At 34.5% G+C, this 22,835-nt stretch carries 22 protein-coding genes; 11 read left to right on the top strand and 11 right to left on the bottom strand.

The genetic code is table 11. The features are described 5' to 3' along the window. Positions 1 to 258: 258 nt before the first annotated feature. Together C7D53_RS20505 and C7D53_RS20500 are read left to right on the top strand one after the other, a co-directional pair. Positions 259 to 1,188 carry an alpha/beta fold hydrolase gene (locus C7D53_RS20505; RefSeq protein WP_106918254.1) on the top strand — a complete coding sequence of 310 codons (930 nt, stop codon included), beginning with the start codon at positions 259 to 261 and terminating at the stop codon, positions 1,186 to 1,188. Positions 1,189 to 1,322: 134 nt separating this feature from the next. Beyond that, complete coding sequence (locus C7D53_RS20500) at positions 1,323 to 1,841, top strand: hypothetical protein (protein ID WP_106918253.1); 519 nt, start codon at positions 1,323 to 1,325, stop codon at positions 1,839 to 1,841. A gap of 98 nt (positions 1,842 to 1,939) precedes the next feature. Here the strand turns inward: C7D53_RS20500 and C7D53_RS20495 are convergent, their stop codons facing one another. After that, positions 1,940 to 3,529 carry an ABC-F family ATP-binding cassette domain-containing protein gene (locus C7D53_RS20495; RefSeq protein ID WP_106918252.1) on the bottom strand — a complete coding sequence of 530 codons (1,590 nt, stop codon included), beginning with the start codon at positions 3,527 to 3,529 and terminating at the stop codon, positions 1,940 to 1,942. 195 nt (positions 3,530 to 3,724) lie between these two features. Between C7D53_RS20495 and C7D53_RS20490 the strand changes: the two genes are divergently transcribed. The 6 genes from C7D53_RS20490 to C7D53_RS20465 all read left to right on the top strand — a co-directional run bounded on the left by C7D53_RS20490 (position 3,725) and on the right by C7D53_RS20465 (position 8,934). Then, a complete protein-coding gene (locus tag C7D53_RS20490) occupies positions 3,725 to 4,279 on the top strand; it encodes a phosphoribosyltransferase (protein WP_103293541.1) in 555 nt (184 codons plus the stop codon). A gap of 131 nt (positions 4,280 to 4,410) precedes the next feature. Beyond that, positions 4,411 to 4,989: an adenylate kinase gene (locus tag C7D53_RS20485; RefSeq protein WP_076357462.1), complete on the top strand. Its 579-nt coding sequence runs from the start codon at positions 4,411 to 4,413 to the stop codon at positions 4,987 to 4,989. Positions 4,990 to 5,068: 79 nt separating this feature from the next. Further along, positions 5,069 to 6,052 carry a GTPase ObgE gene (gene obgE / locus C7D53_RS20480; protein ID WP_106918251.1) on the top strand — a complete coding sequence of 328 codons (984 nt, stop codon included), beginning with the start codon at positions 5,069 to 5,071 and terminating at the stop codon, positions 6,050 to 6,052. Positions 6,053 to 6,206: 154 nt separating this feature from the next. Further along, positions 6,207 to 6,695: a DUF6438 domain-containing protein gene (locus C7D53_RS20475; RefSeq protein ID WP_106918250.1), complete on the top strand. Its 489-nt coding sequence runs from the start codon at positions 6,207 to 6,209 to the stop codon at positions 6,693 to 6,695. 102 nt (positions 6,696 to 6,797) lie between these two features. After that, on the top strand, positions 6,798 to 7,430 hold the full coding sequence (locus C7D53_RS20470) for a porin family protein (protein WP_106918249.1): 633 nt from the start codon (positions 6,798 to 6,800) through the stop codon (positions 7,428 to 7,430). A gap of 193 nt (positions 7,431 to 7,623) precedes the next feature. Then, on the top strand, positions 7,624 to 8,934 hold the full coding sequence (locus C7D53_RS20465) for a DEAD/DEAH box helicase (RefSeq protein WP_106918248.1): 1,311 nt from the start codon (positions 7,624 to 7,626) through the stop codon (positions 8,932 to 8,934). Positions 8,935 to 8,937: 3 nt separating this feature from the next. Here the strand turns inward: C7D53_RS20465 and C7D53_RS20460 are convergent, their stop codons facing one another. The 8 genes from C7D53_RS20460 to C7D53_RS20425 all read right to left on the bottom strand — a co-directional run bounded on the left by C7D53_RS20460 (position 8,938) and on the right by C7D53_RS20425 (position 17,082). Continuing rightward, positions 8,938 to 10,005, bottom strand: coding sequence for an acyltransferase family protein (locus C7D53_RS20460; protein ID WP_106918247.1), 1,068 nt, complete (start codon positions 10,003 to 10,005; stop codon positions 8,938 to 8,940). Between the two features lie 6 nt (positions 10,006 to 10,011). Beyond that, positions 10,012 to 10,776 (bottom strand): TatD family hydrolase, encoded by a 765-nt coding sequence (locus tag C7D53_RS20455; RefSeq protein WP_106918246.1) that lies wholly within the window; start codon positions 10,774 to 10,776, stop codon positions 10,012 to 10,014. Between the two features lie 4 nt (positions 10,777 to 10,780). Then, entirely contained in the window at positions 10,781 to 11,308 is a 528-nt protein-coding gene (locus tag C7D53_RS20450) for a DUF4269 domain-containing protein (protein ID WP_106918245.1), read from the bottom strand. Next, positions 11,305 to 12,258 (bottom strand): GSCFA domain-containing protein, encoded by a 954-nt coding sequence (locus tag C7D53_RS20445; RefSeq protein WP_106918244.1) that lies wholly within the window; start codon positions 12,256 to 12,258, stop codon positions 11,305 to 11,307. Before C7D53_RS20445 ends, C7D53_RS20450 begins: the two co-directional genes overlap by 4 nt. Positions 12,259 to 12,335: 77 nt before the next feature. Then, complete coding sequence (locus tag C7D53_RS20440) at positions 12,336 to 13,307, bottom strand: polyprenyl synthetase family protein (protein ID WP_106918243.1); 972 nt, start codon at positions 13,305 to 13,307, stop codon at positions 12,336 to 12,338. Between the two features lie 103 nt (positions 13,308 to 13,410). Further along, complete coding sequence (locus C7D53_RS20435; protein ID WP_106918242.1) at positions 13,411 to 14,553, bottom strand: inorganic phosphate transporter; 1,143 nt, start codon at positions 14,551 to 14,553, stop codon at positions 13,411 to 13,413. Positions 14,554 to 14,575: 22 nt separating this feature from the next. Further along, positions 14,576 to 15,214, bottom strand: a complete 639-nt coding sequence (locus tag C7D53_RS20430) for a DUF47 domain-containing protein (RefSeq protein ID WP_027374906.1) — start codon at positions 15,212 to 15,214, stop codon at positions 14,576 to 14,578. 152 nt (positions 15,215 to 15,366) lie between these two features. Beyond that, positions 15,367 to 17,082, bottom strand: a complete 1,716-nt coding sequence (locus tag C7D53_RS20425) for a DEAD/DEAH box helicase (protein ID WP_106918241.1) — start codon at positions 17,080 to 17,082, stop codon at positions 15,367 to 15,369. A gap of 388 nt (positions 17,083 to 17,470) precedes the next feature. On the opposite strand from C7D53_RS20425, the gene C7D53_RS20420 reads away from it, so the two are divergent. The 3 genes from C7D53_RS20420 (at position 17,471) to C7D53_RS20410 (ending at position 20,707) form a co-directional block, all read left to right on the top strand. Then, positions 17,471 to 18,136, top strand: a complete 666-nt coding sequence (locus tag C7D53_RS20420) for a DUF2461 domain-containing protein (protein WP_106918240.1) — start codon at positions 17,471 to 17,473, stop codon at positions 18,134 to 18,136. Positions 18,137 to 18,424: 288 nt separating this feature from the next. Further along, complete coding sequence (locus C7D53_RS20415) at positions 18,425 to 19,219, top strand: FkbM family methyltransferase (protein ID WP_106918239.1); 795 nt, start codon at positions 18,425 to 18,427, stop codon at positions 19,217 to 19,219. A 9-nt stretch (positions 19,220 to 19,228) separates the two neighbouring features. Beyond that, complete coding sequence (locus C7D53_RS20410; RefSeq protein ID WP_106918238.1) at positions 19,229 to 20,707, top strand: lipopolysaccharide biosynthesis protein; 1,479 nt, start codon at positions 19,229 to 19,231, stop codon at positions 20,705 to 20,707. 48 nt (positions 20,708 to 20,755) lie between these two features. On the opposite strand, the gene C7D53_RS20405 is transcribed toward C7D53_RS20410, so the two are convergent. Then, positions 20,756 to 21,802, bottom strand: a complete 1,047-nt coding sequence (locus C7D53_RS20405; protein WP_106918237.1) for a hypothetical protein — start codon at positions 21,800 to 21,802, stop codon at positions 20,756 to 20,758. A gap of 120 nt (positions 21,803 to 21,922) precedes the next feature. Next, complete coding sequence (locus C7D53_RS20400; RefSeq protein WP_106918236.1) at positions 21,923 to 22,777, bottom strand: glycosyltransferase; 855 nt, start codon at positions 22,775 to 22,777, stop codon at positions 21,923 to 21,925. Positions 22,778 to 22,835 lie beyond the last annotated feature (58 nt).

The raw sequence follows: 22,835 nt of genomic DNA, 5'->3' as shown, positions 1-22,835 counted from the left end.
TACTTTTAAAAAAAATGACGGCCAAATTATAGGTGACATTTATTTTGGGTTGGGGTGAAAATCATGGAGTTGAGAAACCAAAATATAAGTTAATAAACTCCAAACACTGATCGTTAACAGACTGATTTTACTGAAAATTTAAATTTATTTACTCGTATGATTCAATAGAATAGTAATACCAAGAAAAAATTAAACTTGTTATATTTTTATCTATAGAATTCTCTTTATATCTTTGATTATCCTGAAACAGAAAATATTATGTCTCTATCCCAAACATCCGCTTATCTACCATCCAAAATAGACAATGAATCACTGCTTTTCCACACCCTATTTTCTCCGGAAACAGCAAAAGCTACTCTTCTCATTGTTCACGGCATGCAGGAACATAGCGGAAGATATTCTGAAATAGCAGATTATTTTGCAGCTCATGGAATTGCTGTATTAACCTACGATCACCTAGGGCATGGGAAGTCTGTAAAAGAGAAAAAAGACATTGGCTTCTTCCAACTTGACAAACCGGATGAGAGATTGGTTGCAGATGCAGAATTGATGGCTGACCATCTTGCAGAGCAATATCCCGATGTACCTCATTTTATTTTGGGACATTCCATGGGCTCTTTCATCACCCGTTGTCTTCTTCAAAAGGCAAGTGCTAAGTTTTCTGGTGCTATTATTACGGGAACCGGTGGGCCTTTGCCGGGAATAGATTTTCTAAGAGGTTATTTATCATTAGCTAATGCCATTGCTCCGCATCACCGTACTTTTTTAAATTCTGTTTTCACGAATGTTAACAACAAGAATTTTAAAAAGGATAAAGACTTTGGGCCAACCAGCTGGCTTAGTATTAATTCTAAAAACAGAACTGCTTTTGAACAGGATGAACTTTGCGGAATCCCGTTCACTCATAATGCATTTTATACTTTGTTTACGGTTTATAAAAGGGCTACGGCAAGAGACTGGGCCAATTCTATTTCCCCATCATTTCCGTTATTGTTTGTAAGCGGGCAGAATGATCCGATTGGAGACTTTAGTAAAGGTGTTATCTATACTGTCGATCATTTAAAAGCTGACGGATTTCAGGATGTGAATGCAAAGATCTATCCGGATATGCGCCATGAGATTCTCAATGAAGAAATACGAGAAGAAGTATTGAATGAAATTTATGAATGGGTTTTGAAACACATTTAATAATCTCTCGCAGATTGTAAGAATTTAGCAGCTCTTCAACTTTCAAGAAAAGACTGCTTAGAGGTTCTTTTCGTGCTGGTTTATTTTCAAAAGGAATTCCTAAATTGGAACGTTGAAAAAATCAAAATTATCCTATGACCATAGAAGAACTTTTTAAAGACAAGACTACAAAAGCAAAGGAAAAAACCGAAATTCTCAGCAAATGGATCATTGACACATCTTTACCTACAGATGAACTGATTGCTTTTGCAGAAAAATCTAAAGACCCTATAAAAGGAACCTGCATAGAAGCCATTGAATATGCTACCAAACTGAATCCTAATATTGCAAATGAAACCGTATTCTCATTTGTCACTAATACCCTTACTGAAAAAGCACCAAGAATAAAATGGGAAAGCGCTAAAGTGATAGGCAATACTGCTCATTTATTCATTGAAAATTTAGACAAAGCGGTTACAAATCTATTAACGAATACAGAACATGAGGGCACTGTGGTACGCTGGAGCGCTGCCTTTGCATTGGGAGAAATACTTAAATTAAAAACCAAGCACAATACGACTCTTCTCCCCGCTCTTGAAGGCATCAGCGAGAAAGAAGAAAAAAACAGCATTAAGAAGATTTATCTGGATGCCATTAAAAAGACAAAGAAATAATATTTTTTTTAATCCAATAAACATCTCAATAAGCAGAAAGCGGACTAAAGTCCGCTTCCATTGAGTTTTAATATAGTCTTTAGGAATAATATTACCAGCTATTTCAGCTCCATTACTTTATCAATTCCTATCTCATTAAGAAAAATCTCATCATGGGAAATCACTAGCAGAGTTCCGTGATAATCTTTAATAGAATTGGTCAGAATCTCTACATTTTGCAGATCCAGATTGTTCGTTGGTTCATCCAGAATAATCATATCCGGAGCTTTATTGCTTATAGACAGACCACAAAGAAGTAGTCTCAAACGCTCTCCGCCACTCAAAAATTCACATTTTTTGTCCCATGTTTCTTTACCAAATAAAAATCTGGACAACAAAGTCTTTACTTCCGATTCTTGTAATGCATTGTCATTAAAGGTCTGAACAAAATCATACACTGTTAATTCAGGATTAATCAAGGAATATTCCTGGTCAACGTAAATACTTTGGAATTCGGATCGGTTTAGTCTCCCTTCAAAAGGTTGTGCGTTTCCTAATAAAAGCTTTATCAAAGTAGTTTTCCCGGACCCGTTTGATCCTTTAATGGAAATTCTGTCTCCGCTGCGAACTTCAAGATTAAGGTTTTCTGTCCAAAGCTTCTCCGTTCCATATCTATAATTAATATTCTCTACAGTTAATAAAAGCTTACCGGAATGCAGGCCGGAATCATTAAAATTTACTTTCATCTGATCAGAGTTTCTTACAGTAGATCGTAGTTCTCGCAAATCTCCTGAAATATCATTTATCTTCTCTGCATGTACACTTTTCAGCTTGGAGGTATTTTTTTCAGCATTGTTTCGGAGTGTATTCATCATAATTCTGGCAACCCCTGATTTCTCCTGCTTCTGCTTTCCTCTTGCATCCAGTTTCTGTTTACGCTCCAAGGTTTCACGCTCTTTTTCTTTCGCCTTTTTTAAAGCACGTTCCTTGGCATTAATATCATTCTGCAAAGCATCCTCCTCCACTTCTTTCTGTTCTGTATAGAAATTGAAGTTTCCACCATAGGCGGTAATTCCCTGATTGCTTAGCTCAAATGTAGTATCAATCAGATTTAGCAAAGATCGGTCATGGCTTACAATAACAACCGTTGCACTTATTTTATCTATAAGGTCATACAACAGCTTTCTACCCTCCAGATCCAGATGATTGGTAGGTTCATCCAAAATAATAAGGTCTGGCTGATTAATTTGAATTCCGGCCAGAAAAACCTTTGTCTTCTGCCCACCGCTTAATCCTTCTAGTTTTTGATTTAATTCAAAATCCTGAAGTCCCCAATATTGCAGGGCATTCTTGCATCGTTCCTCAATATCCCAGTCGTCATTTAAAGTTTCAAAATATTTTTCGTCAACTTCTCCATTTGTAATTTTTTCAAGAGCATTGAGCTTTTGGTCTATTTTCAAGCACTCTGAGATCGTTAAGTGATTAAAATTTCCAAACATCTGGGGAACGTAGAATATTTCGCCCTCAATATTTATATTTCCGCTTAAAGGCTGTATTTCACCAGCCATTATTTTCAGCAAGGTAGATTTTCCCATGCCGTTATTTCCTACTAAAGCTGATTTAGTATGAGATTGTATTGTTAAATTGATATGATTAAATAGAAGATTTCCTCCCGGAAACCCAAAGGATACATTTTGCAGTAAAATCATGATTTCTTTCTTAATAATGGTTAAACACGGGTAACTTATGGGTTACCGCTTGAATGAATCTGAAAGAAATTATATCCTACATGTCTGTATTTATGGGTTTTGAAAGAACAAATATAGGACAAATCCGGGATTAAACACAAAAAGATTTTATTGAAAAATCAAAAATCCGTAACTTTGCCTCCTACTAAAAATTTTATGGATAGCATTAGAGTTCACGACAAAAATTTCGTTCCTTATTTAACGGATGCCGAAATTCAGGAAATTGTAAAAGAGACAGCGTTAAGAATTTATGAAGATTACAAGGATGAAGTTCCTGTTTTCATCGGAGTATTGAATGGAGTAATCATGTTCTTCTCAGATCTTTTAAAATATTACCCGGGTGAATGCGAAATTGCTTTCATTCAAATGAGTTCTTATGTAGGAACAGAATCTACGGGGATTGTTTATCAGAAAATGGAACTGACTAAAGAAGTAAAAGACCGTCACATTATTCTTGTAGAGGATATTGTTGATACAGGAAACACTGTAGAAAGTCTTTTTAAATACTTCAAAGAAACCCAACGTCCAAAATCTGTAAAACTGGCAAGTTTCTTATTGAAACCTGAGATTTATCAAAAAGATTTCAAGTTGGATTATATTGGAAAAGAAATTCCTAACAAGTTTGTACTTGGTTACGGATTGGATTATGATGAATTGGGAAGAAACTTACCTAATTTATACCAATTAGAAGACGGACAAATCAACCATTAATTATTGTCATTAGCTACCGGCTATTGGCCTTTAGCTTCAAAATTTAATCGAAATAAAAGTAAAATATTAACTTAAAAAAGCTAAAGGTCAACTGTCATACGATTATTAAAGACCGGCAGCGAATCAAAATTATGATAAATATTGTTCTGTTCGGCCCTCCAGGAAGTGGAAAAGGAACACAAGCTCAGAATCTAATCGAAAAATTCAACTTAAAGCAGGTTTCAACAGGTGATCTTTTCAGATATAACATGAAAAATGACACTGAACTTGGAAAACTGGCTAAGTCTTACATCGATAAGGGAGAATTGGTTCCGGATCAGGTAACAACAGATATGCTGATTGATGAGATTAAAAAACCAACTGATACTAACGGTTTTATCTTCGATGGTTACCCAAGAACAACTGCTCAGACAGAAGCCTTGGAGAAAATCGTTAAGGAAGAACTGAATGACGAGATTGATATCTGTCTTTCATTGATAGTAGAAGATAAAATATTGGTTGAAAGACTTCTTAAAAGAGGAGAAACCAGCGGTAGATCTGACGACAGCAATGTAGAGATCATCGAAAACAGAATTAAAGAATATTATGCTAAAACAGCAGAAGTAGCCGAACTTTATAAGCAGCAAGGAAAGTATGTAGAAGTAAACGGCGTAGGTGAAATTGATGAGATTTCCCAAAAACTTTTCGCTGAGGTAGAGAAAATTAAATAAGGATTTAGGATTTAGGGATTAGGATTTAGCATAGTTAAATATCTATTCCCTAACCCCTAAGGCCTAAACCCTAAAAATTATGTCAAACTTTGTAGATTACGTAAAGATTCATTGTAAAAGCGGACACGGAGGAGCAGGTTCTGCCCACCTTCGCCGTGAAAAATATATTCCTAAGGGAGGTCCTGATGGTGGTGATGGAGGTCGTGGAGGACACGTTATCATGAGAGGAAATGCTCAGGAATGGACTTTACTTCCGCTTCGTTATACCCGTCACATAAAAGCTGAGCGTGGTGAAAACGGAGCGAAAAACCAGCTTACCGGAGCTGATGGTTCTGATATTTACATCGATGTTCCCATTGGGAGTATTGCTAAAAATGAAGAAGGAGAAATTATCGGAGAAATCCTTGAAGACAAGCAGGAAATTATTTTAATGCAAGGTGGAAAAGGAGGAAGAGGAAATGAGTTTTTCAAGTCTTCTACCAATCAAACTCCAAGATATGCTCAACCCGGAATGGATGGCGAGGAAGGCTATGTTGTTTTCGAGCTTAAAATTTTGGCAGATGTAGGTTTAGTAGGGTTTCCAAATGCAGGAAAATCCACACTTTTAGCTTCTGTTTCTGCAGCTAAGCCTAAAATTGCAAACTATGCCTTTACTACATTAACTCCTAACCTTGGGATTGTTGATTATAGAAATTACAAATCATTTGTAATGGCTGATATCCCAGGAATCATTGAAGGAGCAGCAGAAGGAAAAGGATTAGGACACAGATTCCTGAGACACATTGAAAGAAACTCCATTCTGTTGTTTTTAATTCCGGCAGATTCTGAAAATCACTTCCAGGAATTTAAAATTCTTGAAAATGAATTAAAAGAATATAATCCTGAACTTCTAGATAAAGATTTTATTATTTCTGTTTCAAAATCCGATCTTTTGGATGATGAGCTGAAAAAAGAAATCTCAGCAGAATTCCCAGAAAACAAGCAACCTCTATTCTTCTCTGGAGTAACAGGCGAAGGTCTTGTAGAATTGAAAGATGCTATCTGGAAACAGTTACATGGATAAAATAATTTTGATCACAACCCGTGATTAATATTATAAGAAATAAAATAAAGAGGAGCAATCATGCTTCTCTTTATTTTTTTATCATTTTCACTTTATAACTTTTTCTCCGATTCAATTGGAATAATTATTGAAAGACCATTCTGAAATTTAAACTATGAAATATTTACTGGGCCTTTGTGCATTTATCTTTCTATTTTCGTGTACTTCACAGACAACGAATTCAAAATATACCAAAATTGAATATCAGGCAGGTGCTTGCTTTGGATTTTGTCCTGTTTTTAAAATGACAATCAATCCGGATAGAACTGCCATTTTTGAAGCTGAGCATTTTAATTTCAATGATAAGCCATCAAAAGATGAGTTTTCAAAACCTCGCGAAGGCACGTTTACAGGAACCATCAAGGAAAAAGATTACAATAAATTGATCCGTTTGCTTGACGGCTTGGATGTAAAAAACCTAAAGGATAAATATGGTAGCAGAAACATTACTGATCTTTCCACAGCCTATTTAAGAATTAACTTCAATGATGCAACTTCTAAAAATGTAGAAGATTATGGAAAACGCGGCAGTGAAAAACTTTCGGAAGTATATCATTTCTTCGAGGACTTAAGGAAAAACCAGGAATGGAAAAAAGTCAAATAGACCTTATAAAATATTTAACTTATATTTGTGAAAAATAATTCCCTCTCTACGACGGAATTATTTTTTTTATAAAAACGTAATCATTTAATTTAAGAAACAAATATGAAAAAGAACTTTTTTTCCGTTGTACTATTAGCTATTTCAGCTTTAATTAATGCACAGAATACACCTGATAAATCTATAAGTTTTGGGGTAAAGGGAGGATATAATTTATCCAGCATGAAGTTTTTTGATGAAAAGCTAGATTCAAAATCTTATTTCTATGCAGGAATTGTGGCAGAACAGTCTTTATCACCTAAGTTTGGATTGCAGGCTGAGGTTCTTTATACTCAATTAGGAGGTAAAATTGCATATTCTACAGTAGCCCTAATAGGAAGTGAAATTGTAAATACAGGAGATACAACATTCGAATACCGTCTTAACCAGATTCAGGTTCCTATTTCTGCAAAATATTATATTATTCCAAATCTTTCAGCATCTGTAGGGATGAATTTTGGATTTAATATCTCCACAAAAGCAGAATCAAGCAACGCTATTATCGGAACGGAGAAAAGAAATTATGAGGGAATAAAGACATTAAACCTTTTTCCATTTTTAGGAGCAGAATATAAGATCAATGATCAGTTTTTTGTGGATGCCAGATATAATTTCAACTTCATTGAAGCCAGTAAAAACAATACCTTTCCAGTGAAAGTAGGCTTTCTGCAAGCTGGTGTAGGGTATAGATTTAAATAATATCTATATTTTTATCAAAAATATATGGCTGCCTATGCTGGGCAGCCATTTTTTATACCTTTAAAATTCTATTTACTATTTGGTAAACTGTTTTGAAAACAGGGGATATTTCTTAAGATTTTTTAAACTACCTTTGCAAAATGTAATTCTTTCAGACTGAGGGAATTTTTATTTAAATTTTAAAATAATTCATTTGAATTTTACAGACTTAAACTTAATAGAACCTATTGCTAAAGCAATTCAGGAACAGGGATATACGACTCCAACACCCATTCAGGAAAGATCAATTCCTGATATCTTAGATGGCAGAGACTTTTTAGGCTGCGCACAGACAGGAACTGGAAAAACAGCTGCTTTTTCCATCCCTATTTTACAGAATTTATCTAAAAATAAAATTCCAAATAAACATATAAAGGCATTAATCCTTACTCCAACCAGAGAGCTGGCTATTCAAATTGAGGAAAACATTAATGCTTACGGTAAATATCTTCCTTTAAAGCAACTTGTTATCTTCGGAGGAGTAAAACAAGGAAATCAGGAGGCTGCTTTGAGAAAAGGAATCGACATTTTAGTTGCAACGCCGGGAAGACTTCTTGACTTTATTGCGCAGGGAATTATCAGCTTAAAAAACCTTGAAATATTTGTCCTTGATGAAGCAGACAGAATGCTTGACATGGGCTTTGTGCATGATGTTAAAAGAATCATCAAGCTTCTGCCTCAAAGAAGACAAACCTTATTCTTTTCAGCAACCATGCCTGGTGAAATTCAGAAGCTTGCTAATTCAATTCTGAACAATCCTGTAAAGGTAGAAGTTACTCCTGTTTCTTCTACAGCAGATACCATCAAACAGTCTGTTTATTTTGTAGAAAAGGACAATAAACTGAATCTATTATCCCATATCCTGGAAAATGATATTTCGGAATCAGTATTGGTATTTGCAAGAACAAAGCACGGGGCCGACAAAATTGCCAGAAAGCTTCAAAAAGACAATATCTCTGCGGAGGCTATTCATGGTAACAAATCTCAAAATGCAAGGCAAAATGCCCTTAATAACTTCAAATCCGGAAAAACAAGGGTTCTTGTAGCAACAGATATTGCAGCAAGAGGAATTGATATTGATGAGTTAAAATTCGTTATCAATTTTGAGCTATCAGATGTTTCTGAAACCTATGTACACAGAATTGGAAGAACAGGAAGAGCGGGTGCTGAAGGAAACTCTATTTCATTTGTAGACGGGCTAGACCTTTTAAATCTAAAAAATACAGAAAAACTTATTGGAAAGAAGATTCCTGTTATCAAAAACCATCCGTTCCACACTGATGACTTGGTCGCACAGAAAAGAGATTCTAATAACAAACCTTTTTCTGGAGGTTCTGAAAAACCTAGAACATCTACTTCTAATAATAATTCCAGACCGAACAAAAACAACAAAAAGCCTTCTGGTACTGGGGCTCCTACAGGATTTAAAAAACCTAAAAACAAAAACTTTACCAGAAAGAAATAACTCTTATCGGGACGTTGTTCTATATTTATTTTTTAAAACAAGAAATCTCTTTTCAAAATATCGATATGAGAGATGAGAAATGAATATAGTAATCAGTATTACCGAGAGAAAACTTAAAATTATAATTACGGGATCACTTAATTTGTATTTGGAAACGGCCTTAAGGAGGATAAATCCTACAGGCTGCATTACAATAGCATGATACATGTAGATCCCGTAAGAAATTTTCCCAAGATGAATAAGTCTTTTATTTTCAAAAAAACGGATGGGCTTATGAGTGAAAAAAATAAGAAAAACGCCAAATAATATCATCCCAAAAATATGATATTGCAGGTCTGACATATTATTGGTGAAAATATTCGTTGTAAAGTATATGAGTAAGAGAATACTACTTACAACACAGATAAAGCCATTATACTTATTCTCCTTAATTCTTAACAAAGAACACCAGCCTGTAAAAGAAAAATAGAAAAACATCATTTGATATTTACTTAAAAAAGCTAACGCTGGTGTAAAGTATAAACCAATAAATACAAAGCTAAAAATAAATAAAAAGGCTTTGATATATTTTTGTGGAACCAAAAGAATAAGAGGGGCTACTAAAAGATAAAACTGCTCTTCTACCCCTATAGACCAAAGCATTTCAAGAATGCCTCCTGGTCTGAAAGCGGCAAAAACATTAGGAAAAAATGTAAACAAAAGAATAATACCCTCTGTGAGGTTATAATTGCTTTGAAAATCAAACCCCATCTTAGGAAGAACAATGTGATAGTAAACCATTCCTATAATGGCAACCAGATAGTATAACGGAAAAATTCTGAGCATTCTCCTTATGTAGAAATTCTTCAAATCAATTCTTCCGGTCATTGACTTCTCTTCAAATAACTGTCTTATAATAAGAAAACCACTTAAAGAAAAAAACATATATACAGCTTCGCTTCCTTTATTAAATATAGGTAAATCATTGAATGCTGCTAATCCTCTATTTTGAAAAAACTGTGGAATATGAAAAATCATAACCAGGAAAGCCAGGAAAAACCTTAATGAAGTAATATTAGGAAGCAGTTTCATGTATTTTTAAGTATTAAAAATATTTCTTGCGTTCTCAGTGGTAATTCTATCTATCTCAGAAAAATCCTTACCATAGATATCCACCAGTTTACCGGCAACTAGGTCAAGATATGAACTTTCATTTCTTTTTCCTCTATGTGGAACAGGGGCTAAATAAGGAGAGTCTGTTTCAAGTACAATTTTATCTAAAGGAATTTCGTTCAGAAACTGGTCTATTTTCCCATTTTTAAAGGTTACTACTCCACCTATTCCCAAAATAAAGTTCAGGTCTATAGCATGATGAGCCTGCTCCAAATTTCCTGAAAAACAGTGAAAAATACCTCTTAATTTTGGATGTTTTTTTCTTTCCAGTACTTCAAATGTTTCCTCAAAGCTTTCTCTTGTATGGATTACAATCGGAAGATCTTTTTCTATAGCCCAGTCGATCTGTTGTTCAAAAGCCTTTACCTGAATATCAAGAGTGCTTTTATCCCAATATAAATCAATTCCTATTTCTCCTATTGCAGGAAAATGTCTTTGATCTAGATAACTTTTAACAATATTCAGCTCCTTTTCCCAGGATTCCGGTTTTACGTAACAAGGATGAAGCCCCATCATAGAAAAAATCTGCTTCGGGTATTCTGTTTCCAGCTGCAACATTTTCTCATGAGATTCAGAATCAATGGCAGGAAGATAAAACTCTGTAATACCCTTGTCTAAAGCTCTTTGAATGGCTTCTTTTCTATCTTCATCAAATTCTTCTGCGTATAAATGCGTATGTGTATCAATCATTTTTTTATAATTTTAATAGATCTTCATAAGGATTTTCCAGATTCATCAGTATTCCAAATGCAGGTTCTGTTTTTACCCCCTGTTTTTTAAGATCTATTATTTTTTGTTTAAAATCCTCCCCTTTTTCTTGCAAAATATTGTATTCTGCAATCATATGTCTGTAAGCATTTTGTTCTGTAACAGGCTTATTTTGTCCAAAAATCTCGATAGGAAATTCTTCAAGCATAAAGTTCAGAACAATGCTTTTTTCTCCATTTACAATTACATTTTCAACCTTTACATCAGTATCAGATGGAATTAAATTGCTAAATGTAAGATATTTCAAAAAACTGTCTTCAAATCTCAGATCAACCTCACAAATAATATCAAGATCACTGCTTTCAATGTCAATTTCAATAGGAATTGTTCCGGCCAGAATAGCAGAATAAGGTTCTAATTTTTCTAGAACATCATACTTTTTAAGGACTTCATAGGCTCTTTTTTGCCTTTCATTTCCATTTTTCAAATAGTCAATTCTTGTAAAATCAATCATCTGAATATAGTATGTTTTACTTTTTTACGTTGATTTTCTATTCTTTGATCAAGCTTTTCCCTAAACTCTATAAACTTGGGGTCTTTCTTATCATTGGTTTTGTGTTCCAATGCCTTGATGATTTTAAAGTTTTCTTTGATAAAGTTTTGGGTTTCTTCTGAGAAATATGAATCTCCAAATTTGTCAAAAATATAGCCCACAGCCTGTGTACTTGGATGAATCATATCTTCCTTGTAAAAACGATAATCTCTCAGATCATCCATCAAAATTTCATAAACAGGCAAATAATGGCAGTCTTCAAAAAGAGAAATAGATTCATGGATGGCTGTAATTAATTTAGATTTACTCAATTGGTTTTCAACCATTCCATCCTTGGTATGCCTTACCGGTGACACCGAGAACAGGATTTGTACGTTTTCCTTACAAATATCTTTAAGCTCCAGAATTGTATTGTAAATGGAAGCTGTAAGTTCCTGATGGGAAAGCAGTCTTTTTTCGAAGAATTTCTGTGGAATTTTATGGCAATTGGCCACCAGTTTATTCTTCGGAAGAAATTCATAGATAAAAGATGAACCATAGGTGATAATGATCCAGTCAGCCTCCTGAAGAAAGGCATTGCCCTCTTCAATGTTACCATTAATTTTATCTAAGGTCTGGTGAATATATCTTGTATCAAAACTGGTATGATGATCTAGTGAAATATATTCTTCATTGTATATAATCAATTCTTCTTCCTCATAGAATGCTGAATCATGAAGTCTTTTTACAGCATTATTGATAGAAAAAGGATTAAAAATAGTTCCGAAAGAATTATTAAGCGTCTGAAGCTGTCCATCTCTCAGTAAATCAGTCATTTCAGTAGCAAAACAGGATCCGATTGAAAATATTTTATCTTCAATCTCAATTTTCTTCTCCGATTTTGGGATGTCAACCTCTGTTCTGAATTTCATTGTACAGGTATTAGGTGGCAGGAAGTAGGTAGCAGATCATTACTGATAACCGTTACCTACCCCTCTGCTGCCTATATTTAGCTTTCTCTTCTCAATAAATAGTTGGCCAATTCAATGAATGGTTTTTTCTTTTCCTCAGGAATGTCGATTTTCTGAAGATAGCTTTGACCAATTTCGTTATGTTTTTCAATTAAACGGAGTGCTTTTTCGTCTACTTTTGTTCTTCTGAAGATCTTTTCAACTCCGTATATTTTATCGATATTATCTGTCTTTTTAGAATACCAGTAATCCAGTTCCTTTCTTTCCTCTTCTGTAGCATGTTCTTTTGCCAACAGATAAAGAACTGTTTTCTTATTTTCATAGATGTCCCCTGCATGTTTTTTACCAAACTGCGCCTGATCTCCGAAGACATCAAGATAATCGTCCATAATCTGGAAGGCAATTCCGATGTGCTTACCAAAGTTGAAGATAGCTTTTGCATCCTTGAAGTCAGCTCTTGCAATTAAGGCTCCGATTTCAAAAGAAGAAGCACTTAAGACCCCTGTTTTATAGGTAATCATTCTGATATAATCCTCAAAGGTCACATTTTCCTGAGTTTCAAAATTGATATCATATTGCTGTCCTTCGCACAATAGAAGTCCGGTATGGGTGAAAATTCTGATACAAGCCTTGAAGATTTCAGGCTCAAGATCTTCAAAAAATTTGTATGCCTTAAGCATTAATCCGTCTCCGGAAAGAATTCCAACGTTTATACCGTGTAACGTATGAATTGTAGGCTTATTCCTTCTTAAAGGAGCCTCATCCATAATATCATCATGGATCAGGGTGAAGTTATGGAAAAATTCAATAGCCAAAGCCGGTTTGATAGCCTGTTTAAGGTCTCCCCCAAACAGATCACAAGCCATTAGCACCATAATAGGACGAAGACGCTTTCCACCGTGGGAAATAATGTAATTCATCGGATCATACAGCTCTGTAGGTTTATCTTTAAAAGTGTACTTATTAATGGCATCAGCAACAATCTGTTGGTATCTGTCTAAAAATTCCATAAAATCTTATAATTTGAACAAAAATACGATTTTTCGAGGCTTTACAAAACAAAAAACTTTGTCCAAATGGACAAAGTTTATATAATAAGTTGTAATTTTTATCTTAGGAAAGGAAAGTTACCAAAAGATAGGTAATTCCTGCTACAATAGCTGAAATTGGAATGGTTAGTACCCAAGCCCAAAGTAAGCTTACTGTAATTCCCCATCTTACGGCTGAAATTCTTTTCGTTAATCCAACCCCGATGATAGAACCTGTAATTGTATGTGTAGTAGATACAGGAATACTCAAATGATCAGTAATAAAAAGGGTAATTGCTCCTGCAGTTTCTGCACTTACTCCTTCCAATGAGGTTACCTTAGTAATCTTAGTTCCCATTGTCTTAATGATCTTCCACCCTCCACTCATGGTACCTAAACCAATCGCAAGGAATGAAACCAAAGGAACCCAAAGGTAATGCTGAGCAAAGTAATCGAAACGTCCTGCAGCAGGAATGTTCATATAAATTGGATCATGCAGCATTTCAACATGATAATAGATAAGTGCTGCTCCAATAATACCCATTACTTTCTGAGCATCATTCAAACCATGTCCCACGCTAAATAAGGCGGAAGAAACCAACTGAAGCTTCTTGAATGTTTTATCTGCTTTGTGAGGATTAGATCTCTTAAAAATATGTACAATAATCAGGGTAATAATAATTGATATAATCATCCCTATAATCGGTGCCATAAAAATGAACAAGAAAATAGGTATTACTTTATCAAACTTCACGATATCCTGAGTTGTCACCTTACTAAAAGCCTGCTTCAATGTATCGAAAAAGCCTAAATCCGGGTGAGCAGCTACAATATCATGATAATCCAACATAAAAGCGTGCATTAATGCTGCTCCTAGAAACCCACCAATAAGGGTATGTGACGATGATGACGGTATACCAAACCACCATGTCAAAAGGTTCCAGGCAATAGCTGCAATAAGGCCCGAAAATATTACTTCAAGATTAATAAAATTTTCGTTGACAGTTTTTGCAATAGTGTTACCAATTCTAAACTCCCCAATTACGTAAGCTGCTAAAAAGAAAGCGGCAAAGTTCCAAAGTGCTGCCCAAAGAACAGCCTGAAACGGAGTTAAAACCTTTGTAGAAACAATCGTTGCAATTGAATTCGCAGCATCATGAAAACCATTAATATAATCGAAAATTAAGGCTAAAGCAATAATAACTGTAAGTAAAATCGGAAATTCCATTTTTTGCTATGTTAAATATTGTTTAGGCGTATTTAATCATGATGTTCTCAATCGTATTGGCAACATCTTCTGCTTTATCGGTTACGATTTCAAGATAGTTCAATACAGATGAAACTTTAATAATGTTAATAGCATCATTGGTTTCAAATAATTCTACCATTGAGTTGGAAAGCAAGTCATCTGCAATATTTTCAATAGAGTTTACTTTAATACAAGCTTCTTTTACCTGCTCCATATTCTTGAACCCTTTAAGGTTCTTCATTGCATTCTGAATTTCAAGACATGCTTTGTGGATCAATAGAGAGAAATCTGAGTAAGCTTTCATCTCCGGAGATTTGTATAGGAAGATATATTTTGTAGAAGCGTAGATATAATCAGCAATATCGTCTAATCCTGTTGCTAATGTGTGAATATCTTCACGATCGAAAGGTGTGATGAAGTTTTTCCCTAGTTCTACGAAGATCTCGTGAGTAAGTTCGTCATTTTTATGTTCGAAGTCACTCATTTTTTTCAACATTGAATCGTCATTAAGATCGAAATCCTTGATTCCAGTGTTGAATTCCTCAGACATTGCAACTAGGTTTTCAGTTACCTTTTCAAAAAGTACAAAGAAGATTTTATCTTTGGGTTGAAAAGCGTGGAAAATATTACCAATTCCCATTTTTTAGTATTTATAATTCGAGTGCAAATTTCCTAAAAAAGGATCGCACGTGAAACTATATAACATTAAGTTTTGTTAACATTCGCTTAGCAACTGATTATCAAATAAAAAAACCGACATTACTGCCGGTTTTGTATGGTATGAACAAGGGGTTAGTTTGCAACTTCAGCCCTCATATCTTTTCCTTTGAACTTCATGGATTGAATATTGCTCAAGACATTGTCTTTGAACGATTTTTCAACCTCGAAGAAAGAGAATTTCTCTAAAATTTCGATATCTCCAATTTCAGCTCTTTTCTTGCTTTTTCCATCGCCTGTAGCTTTATTGATAATATCTAAAACATCTAGTTTCTTCAAGTGATCTTTCTTTCCAAGATTAAAGAAGAACCTTACCATGTTCTCATCTTTTCTTCTTGGTTTTCCACCACGATCTCTATCTCTTCCGCGATCTCTGTCTCTGCTATCTCTAGAATCTCTGTCACGACCTCTATCTCTGTCTCTATCACGTCCACGGTCTCTTCTTGAGTAATCATCATCTCTGCTGCTCAATTTCTGCTCAACAAGATCATGTTTGTCTTTGTAATATAAAGCAAGATCCTTTAATTGGAATTGTAACAACTGGTGCACCAATTCTTCTTTTGTAAATTTACTTAGATCCGGGATTAAGCTATCATCAAATTCGAATAAGTCTTCATGCTCCGTGAATAATTTCTCGAAAACACCTCCTACCTGAGCCTTGATAATCTGGTCTCCTGTTGGGATAAACTTCTCGTTAATTTCAATTTTTGTAGCAGACTTGATTTGCTTCAATTTTCTGCTTTCTTCCGGCTTAATTAAAGCCATAGAAATACCGTCTTTTCCAGCTCTACCTGTTCTTCCACTTCTGTGAACAAATACTTCAGGATCATCTGGTAAAGAGAAGTGAATAACGTGAGTCAGAGAGTTTACATCCAATCCTCTTGCTGCAACGTCTGTAGCCACAAGAATATCAATGTTCTTCAATCTGAATTTCTTCATTACCGTATCTCTCTGTGCCTGAGAAAGATCACCGTGAAGAGCATCTGCTGCATAACCATTCTGCATCAAGAAGTCAGCAACTTCCTGAGTTTCCATTCTTGTTCTACAGAAAATAATGGAATACTGGTTAGGGTTTGCATCAATTAATCTCTTCAATGCTTCTTTTTTCTGACGGTACCCTACCACATAATATTCGTGAGTAATGTTCTTCTTCACTTCGTTGATAGAACCTACTGAAATACGGTGTGGTTTTGTAAGGTAATTTTTGGAAATTCTTTCCACTTCTTTATTCATCGTAGCCGAGAATAAGAAAGTTTGTTTAGTTTCCGGAGTTTCTCTTAGAATGGTTTCCAATTCGTCTTTGAATCCCATAGAAAGCATTTCATCAGCCTCGTCTAATACCAACCAATGAATAGCAGAAAAGTCTAGTGCTTTTCTGTTGATAAGATCAATTACTCTTCCTGGAGTTCCCACAATAATCTGTGGTTTATCCCTCAAAGATCTCATCTGCTCTACAATACTACTTCCACCATAAACCGCTGTGGTTTTGATGTCCTTCATGTACTTAGAGTAATTCTTTATGTCCTTCGAAATCTGAAGACATAATTCCCGTGTCGGACAAAGCACCAATAATTGGATTTTGCGACTCGTATCGTCAATCATATCCAAAATCGGAAGCGAAAACGCTGCTGTCTTGCCTGTCCCTGTTTGCGCAAGTGCGATCAAGTCGCGAATATCTGAAAGAATAAAAGGGATAGTCTGTTTTTGGATTTCTGTTGGGCTTTCGTAGCCCAGTTCGCCAATTGCCTTAAGGATATCAGGACTTAAATTGGTTTCCGTAAATAAATTCATTAACTATTTTAAAATTTTTGCAAAGATACAATAAATATTTGACTTGTTTTTAAACAAAGTTTTAAATATACAAACTTAAATTCACAATTCTTTAATATTTTCTTAATTTTTAAAAAATAAAACATAAAAAAACACCTCTATAATTAAAGACTTACTAAACAATATTTTTTTTTATTAAAGTAGATTGATTTTTTTGGTACTATTTATGAATTTTCAAACAAAACTACAGAATTGCAATTTTTTATTTTAATTTTCTTCCTTATTATGTAAATTTGAATATTGGGATGATTTTGAAATTCAGGAGATAAAGTTCAAGGTTCGAAATAAAAAAAATTCAAAAAACCCCAGATTTCAAGTAAAGTTAACCAAAATAAAATACCAACACTATATGCCAGCCAGTATTTCTCCCAAAACATTTGATTTTCTAAAAAAATTAAGCAGCAATAACAACCGTGAATGGTTTAATGAAAACAAAGATCTGTATACGGATTCTCAGGGAAACATTATTAGTTTTCTGGATGACCTGATCAAAGAAATGTCCGGTTTTGATGAGGAGCTTGCTAAAATTGACAGCAAAAAAGCATTATTTAGAATTTACCGAGACACCCGATTTTCAAAGGACAAGTCACCTTATAAAACAAATTTCGGCGCGTCCCTGGGAATGGGCAAAGGAAATCAGAAAGGAGGATACTATCTTCATATGGAACCCGGCAAATCCTTTTTGGCAGGAGGAATCTACATGCCTGAATCTTCTGTATTGAAAGAGGTACGAAAGGAAGTCTCCTTATATGGTGATGATTTTCTCAAAATCCTAAACAATAAAGATTTTAAAAAATATTTCCCGGAACTTGATCAGGATGATAAGCTGAAAAAAATTCCTCAAGGTTTTGAAAAGGAAGATCCAATGGCTGAATATTTAAAACTTAAAAACTTTATTGTGGTGTACCACTTGAAAGACGAAGAGGTTCTGGACAAAAATGCAGTAAAGAATATGGCCAAAATCTTTAAACTGATGAAACCATTTAATGATTTCCTGAACACTCCTTTTAATTAATGTATCCGTATTATTAAATATTCCAGGGAATTTCATTGTGTGGGATTCCCTAAATTAATTTTAAGCCTCAAAATATTAAATGTTCATTTTTTTGACTTTAATCCTTTTTAATAGACTGTTCATCAACCAGAGGTGTCTATGTGACAAATCAATAACCTGTTAAAACTCATTTTTCATGAAAAACAGACAGCAAAGCCTTTTCATTGAAAATCAACAGATTATATTTAACATTTTTTAAGATAAGTTTTACATTTTTGTTTATCTTTGCTATTCGTCAAAAAGCTAAGGATGTCTTTATACCAAAAAATTGCAGAAAAACTACAATATATAAGTCCGAATTTTTACAAAAAAAGATATTTTAAGACCCTAAATAATCTTAATAAAAATAATTTTTCGGAACGCAATGTAGAACCGGAACTGGTATGGATCAAGGAATACCTTCCTAAAAATGCTATTATACTGGATATTGGTGCCAATGTAGGAACTTTCTTATATCAGCTGGAGAATAAGCTGGATCATGAGCACATCTATGCTTTTGAGCCTAATAAAAAGCTTTACAGAAGACTGAAAAGACTATTCCCCACGATGCGGGTACTTCCTTTGGCGCTTTCTGACGAAAATACGGTAGCCGAGTTCAAGGTTCCGATTATTAATGGAAAAACAATTGCTTCCCGCGGAACTTTAAATACCTCCTACAAGGAAAAAGGTGAAGAAAAAAGCTACACCGAAAAGGTAAAGGTGATCAAACTAGACGAATGGGCAGCAATAGAACACTTCAGCAGATTAGATTTTATCAAGATCGATGTTGAAGGAAATGAAATAAAGACTCTTTTGGGAGCAAGAGAGACCATCAAACAGTTTCTTCCAACCCTTATGGTTGAGATGGAACAAAGGCACCACCAAACACCAATATGGAATGAAATCTCTAAAGTAAAAAGCTGGGGATATGAAGCCAAGTACCTGAACAGGGAAAGCTTCATTCTGGAAATACTTACGGAAGACATTCTGCTACAAAATACAAGCGACGAAAAAAATAAAACTCAGTACATCAACAATATTATTTTTATACCTAAAAACCCTTAAAACAACTTTATGAGTGTAGTAGCGAGACAAGGCTTCAAATATTCCATTATTGGTTATATTGGTTTTTTGCTGGGCACAGTTTCCGCAATTTTCATTTTTCCTAATGATTTTGAATTTTACGGAAAGCTTCGCTATATTCTTCCTACTGCTGAAATGTTGGTTCCTTTTGTGGTACTGGGTATCTCCTATTCCAATGTAAAGTTTTTTCATACGGTAGAAAAGGATGGCAAAAAACAAAACATGTTATCACTGTCATTACTTACTGTTTTTTTCAACTTTCTCATTTTTACGGCTGTATTTTTTATACTGCCTTATTTTTATCCAAAATTCAGACATTCAGAAGCATGGAAAATTAAGGAAATGATTCTTCCTTTGATTTTAATCCTTTCATTTTGTGCTATTTTCAATAAATACACCTCCAATTACAAAAGAATTGTGGTGTCTAATATCTTTGACAATTTGTTTCCAAAAATAGCCAACCTTGGAGCTTTCTGCCTGTTTTATTATTTTGCGTTATCCCAAAAAATTGCATTCTCGTTTTTCTTCGGTATATTTACCCTGATGCTTTTTGGGTATATTTATTACACCAACAAACTGGAAAAAATTCAGCTTGATTTCAATACGGATTACTTCAAGAAAAATAATTTCTGGCAGCAGTTTTTCAATTACAGCTTCTTCGGATTTTTAGGAACTTTTGGAAATTACCTGGCCATTAACAGTTTTATGATTGGGGAATTTATGGGAATGGAAGAGGTTGGAATTTATTCTGTTCTGTATGCTTTAATCTCTTTGATTTCAATACCACAGCTGGGGTTGTTCAATATTTCCGCTCCTATCATCAACAAAACACTGGCCGATGGAGACATGGAAGAACTAGACAGGTTTCATAAAAAAACCTCGTTGTCTTTATACTTTTTAGGAGCTGTTCTGTTCTCATGTATTATGGTTGGGTTCCCTTATCTTACGCAGTTTATGCCAAAAAACGGAACTATGCTTAGGGAATATGAACCTGTTGTATGGATCTGGGGATCTGCAGTTTTAATTGATCTTGCCACAGGATTCAACGGAAATATTATTTCGCTCTCAAGATACTACAGATTCAATATTTTGGTGATGCTTTTGTTGGCTGGATTAACTATTGGACTGAATTATTATTTCATCAAGAATACGGATCTGAAGCTTATCGGAATTGCTTTATCTACTGCAATTTCACTGACCATTTACAACGTGGTCAAGATTGTATTTAACTACTTTGTATTTAAGGTTTCACCATTAACGATCGAAATGATCTTTGTTTCCATCATTTGTACTTTAGCTATTACTGTAGCTATTGTTTTACCGAACTTCCACAGCAATTTCATCAATCTGATTTATAAACCGGCTGTAGTTTTAGCATTAATCTACGTTGGAAATTATTTTACAAAGATTTTCCCGATAGAAGATTATCTGAATGCGAGGTTTATTAAGAGTATTTTTAAGTTCAAATAGCAAACTAAGAAAGTTGAGAAAGTAAATCCGGCTAAAAAAAAGAAATTTTTATTTAGAAACAAGCTTATTTAACAGCTGTTCCAATCTTTTTTGAACTTCTTCTTTACTGTAGCTTTTTTGGAAATCAAAATAATTATCTGAAAGCCCATTCAATTGATCTTGAACGTTTTCTTTTTCAGCCAGAATAAAATCTAGCTTTGATGGATAGTTATTAGGAAAAACAGCCAGTTTTCCATAGGCAATAGCATCTCCTAGGTTCCCTGTCATCTTGGTTTTTCCATATACTTCTTTGATGCTAAGAAACTCGGTTTCCTGTTGAATAGGACACCAAAGAACATTGGCTTTTTGCATCCATTTTTCAAAATCTGTGGCAGAAACTCTTTCTGAAAAATAAGTAATCGTGATATTTTGGGATATTGTTAAAGATAAGTTTTCGAGTTTTTTTAATTCGTGATCCTTTGCTTTACCAAGGAATACAAATTCACAGTTCATCCCTGTCCCTATTTTCTGGATGGTTTTAAAAATATGATTATAATCCCTCCTTTTCTGTGAAACACCACCAGGAATAACAATAATCAGGTTTTTATTTTCAGTTCTGTTAAATGTTCTTGTATAAAAAAGAGGTAAAAACTGATGTCTATCTGAAATCAACGCTTCATCCAAAACCACTAGAGATCCTGATTTTTGATATACCTTGTTAGAGTAAAGCAAGCCTTCTTTCCACCAAAGTTTCAATCTGTACATGATATCTCCTTTGAATACACTTTTTATCAAGTCCAGCTTTGAAGCTTTTGTAAAGTTCAGGTTATGGGTAACAATGGCTGTATTGTATTTTTTTGTTATCGCCAAAAATGTATTGAAAAAACGGTGAACAGTTCCGATAATAACCAGATCATATTTTTTGGTTTTCAGTTGATCTAAGATCATGGAACTATCCGACAGAAATACTGCTGCATCAGATTCGTTGACCTGGTCCTTAATTTTTTTTGAAAAGTAATAATCTACACTGAAAGATTGATTCCCCTCCATGATATCCATGAAAGCCTGTGCTATTTCTGCGTGGGTATCAATTTCTATGTAGGCTATTTTTTTCACTGATTAATTGTATTAAATAGATTTTGGCTAAAGCCAATTGAATTTTTATTTTATGATTAAATGGGTTAAAACCCATTCCTATTGATATTGATAAGATTTGTCCCCTTACATCATTTTCTCCTACATTTTCAACCATTTTTTCTTCAACATTCTCCAGCGTTGGTCATTAACGGCTTTCTGCTCTTTTTTTGTAATTTTCAGTTCTAGTTTTTGAGATTTGCAGGCTTCATAAGCTTTAATAATATCAAAGAAAAATGAAGGTGACTTACTTTTCATGGCCTCTTTTGAGGAAGCAATATAAGCCAGAAATCTGCTTAATCCAAGGAAATAGAAGTATCTGCCGTAGTAGTCAGCAGGTTTTATGGTATAGTCTGCTCCTTTTACCTTAATCAGTTTTACATGTAGTTCCGGCAAGACAATTTCCTTCCACCCCAAGTGTTCCAGCAGTATGGAGTCTATATTATCCCAGCCTAGGGTTTCCCTTAAACCACCCATTTCAACAAAGCATTCTTTTCGGTAAGCTTTCATTGGGCCTCTTACATGATGTTTATTGGAATTTCCCTCATATACCCAGCTTCCTTCTTTTTCTACATAGAGCAAACCTCCTACTAATCCATATGTTGGATTGTCTATAAAGGTGTGCGCTATAGCTTCCAGATAGTTTTCGGGAAGAATAATATCGGCATCAAATTTACAGATGATATCAAACTCATCAAGAGATTGGGTCTGCAAACCGTTTTTAAAAGCATGAACAACTTTGGATCCTGGCTGATGCTCTGATTTTTGAAGATTAATGGTTTCAAAGCGGGAATCACTCTCTGTATATTTCCTGATGACTTCGGGTGTTTTATCTGTGGATCCGTCATTAATGACCACTACCTTAAAGTCTCTGTTCCTTTGCTTTTGCAGGGAATCCAGAGTGAATGAGAGGTTCTGCTCTTCGTTGTGGGCAGGAATAATGATTAAAAACCTCACGAATTATTTTATAAATGATGAATAACAAGTGCTAAGTGACCTAAAGTTGCCACTTAGC

Source organism: Chryseobacterium aurantiacum (assembly GCF_003020585.1).
Taxonomy (GTDB): Bacteria; Bacteroidota; Bacteroidia; order Flavobacteriales; family Weeksellaceae; genus Chryseobacterium; species Chryseobacterium aurantiacum.
This window is presented reverse-complemented; position numbering and strand designations above follow the sequence as displayed.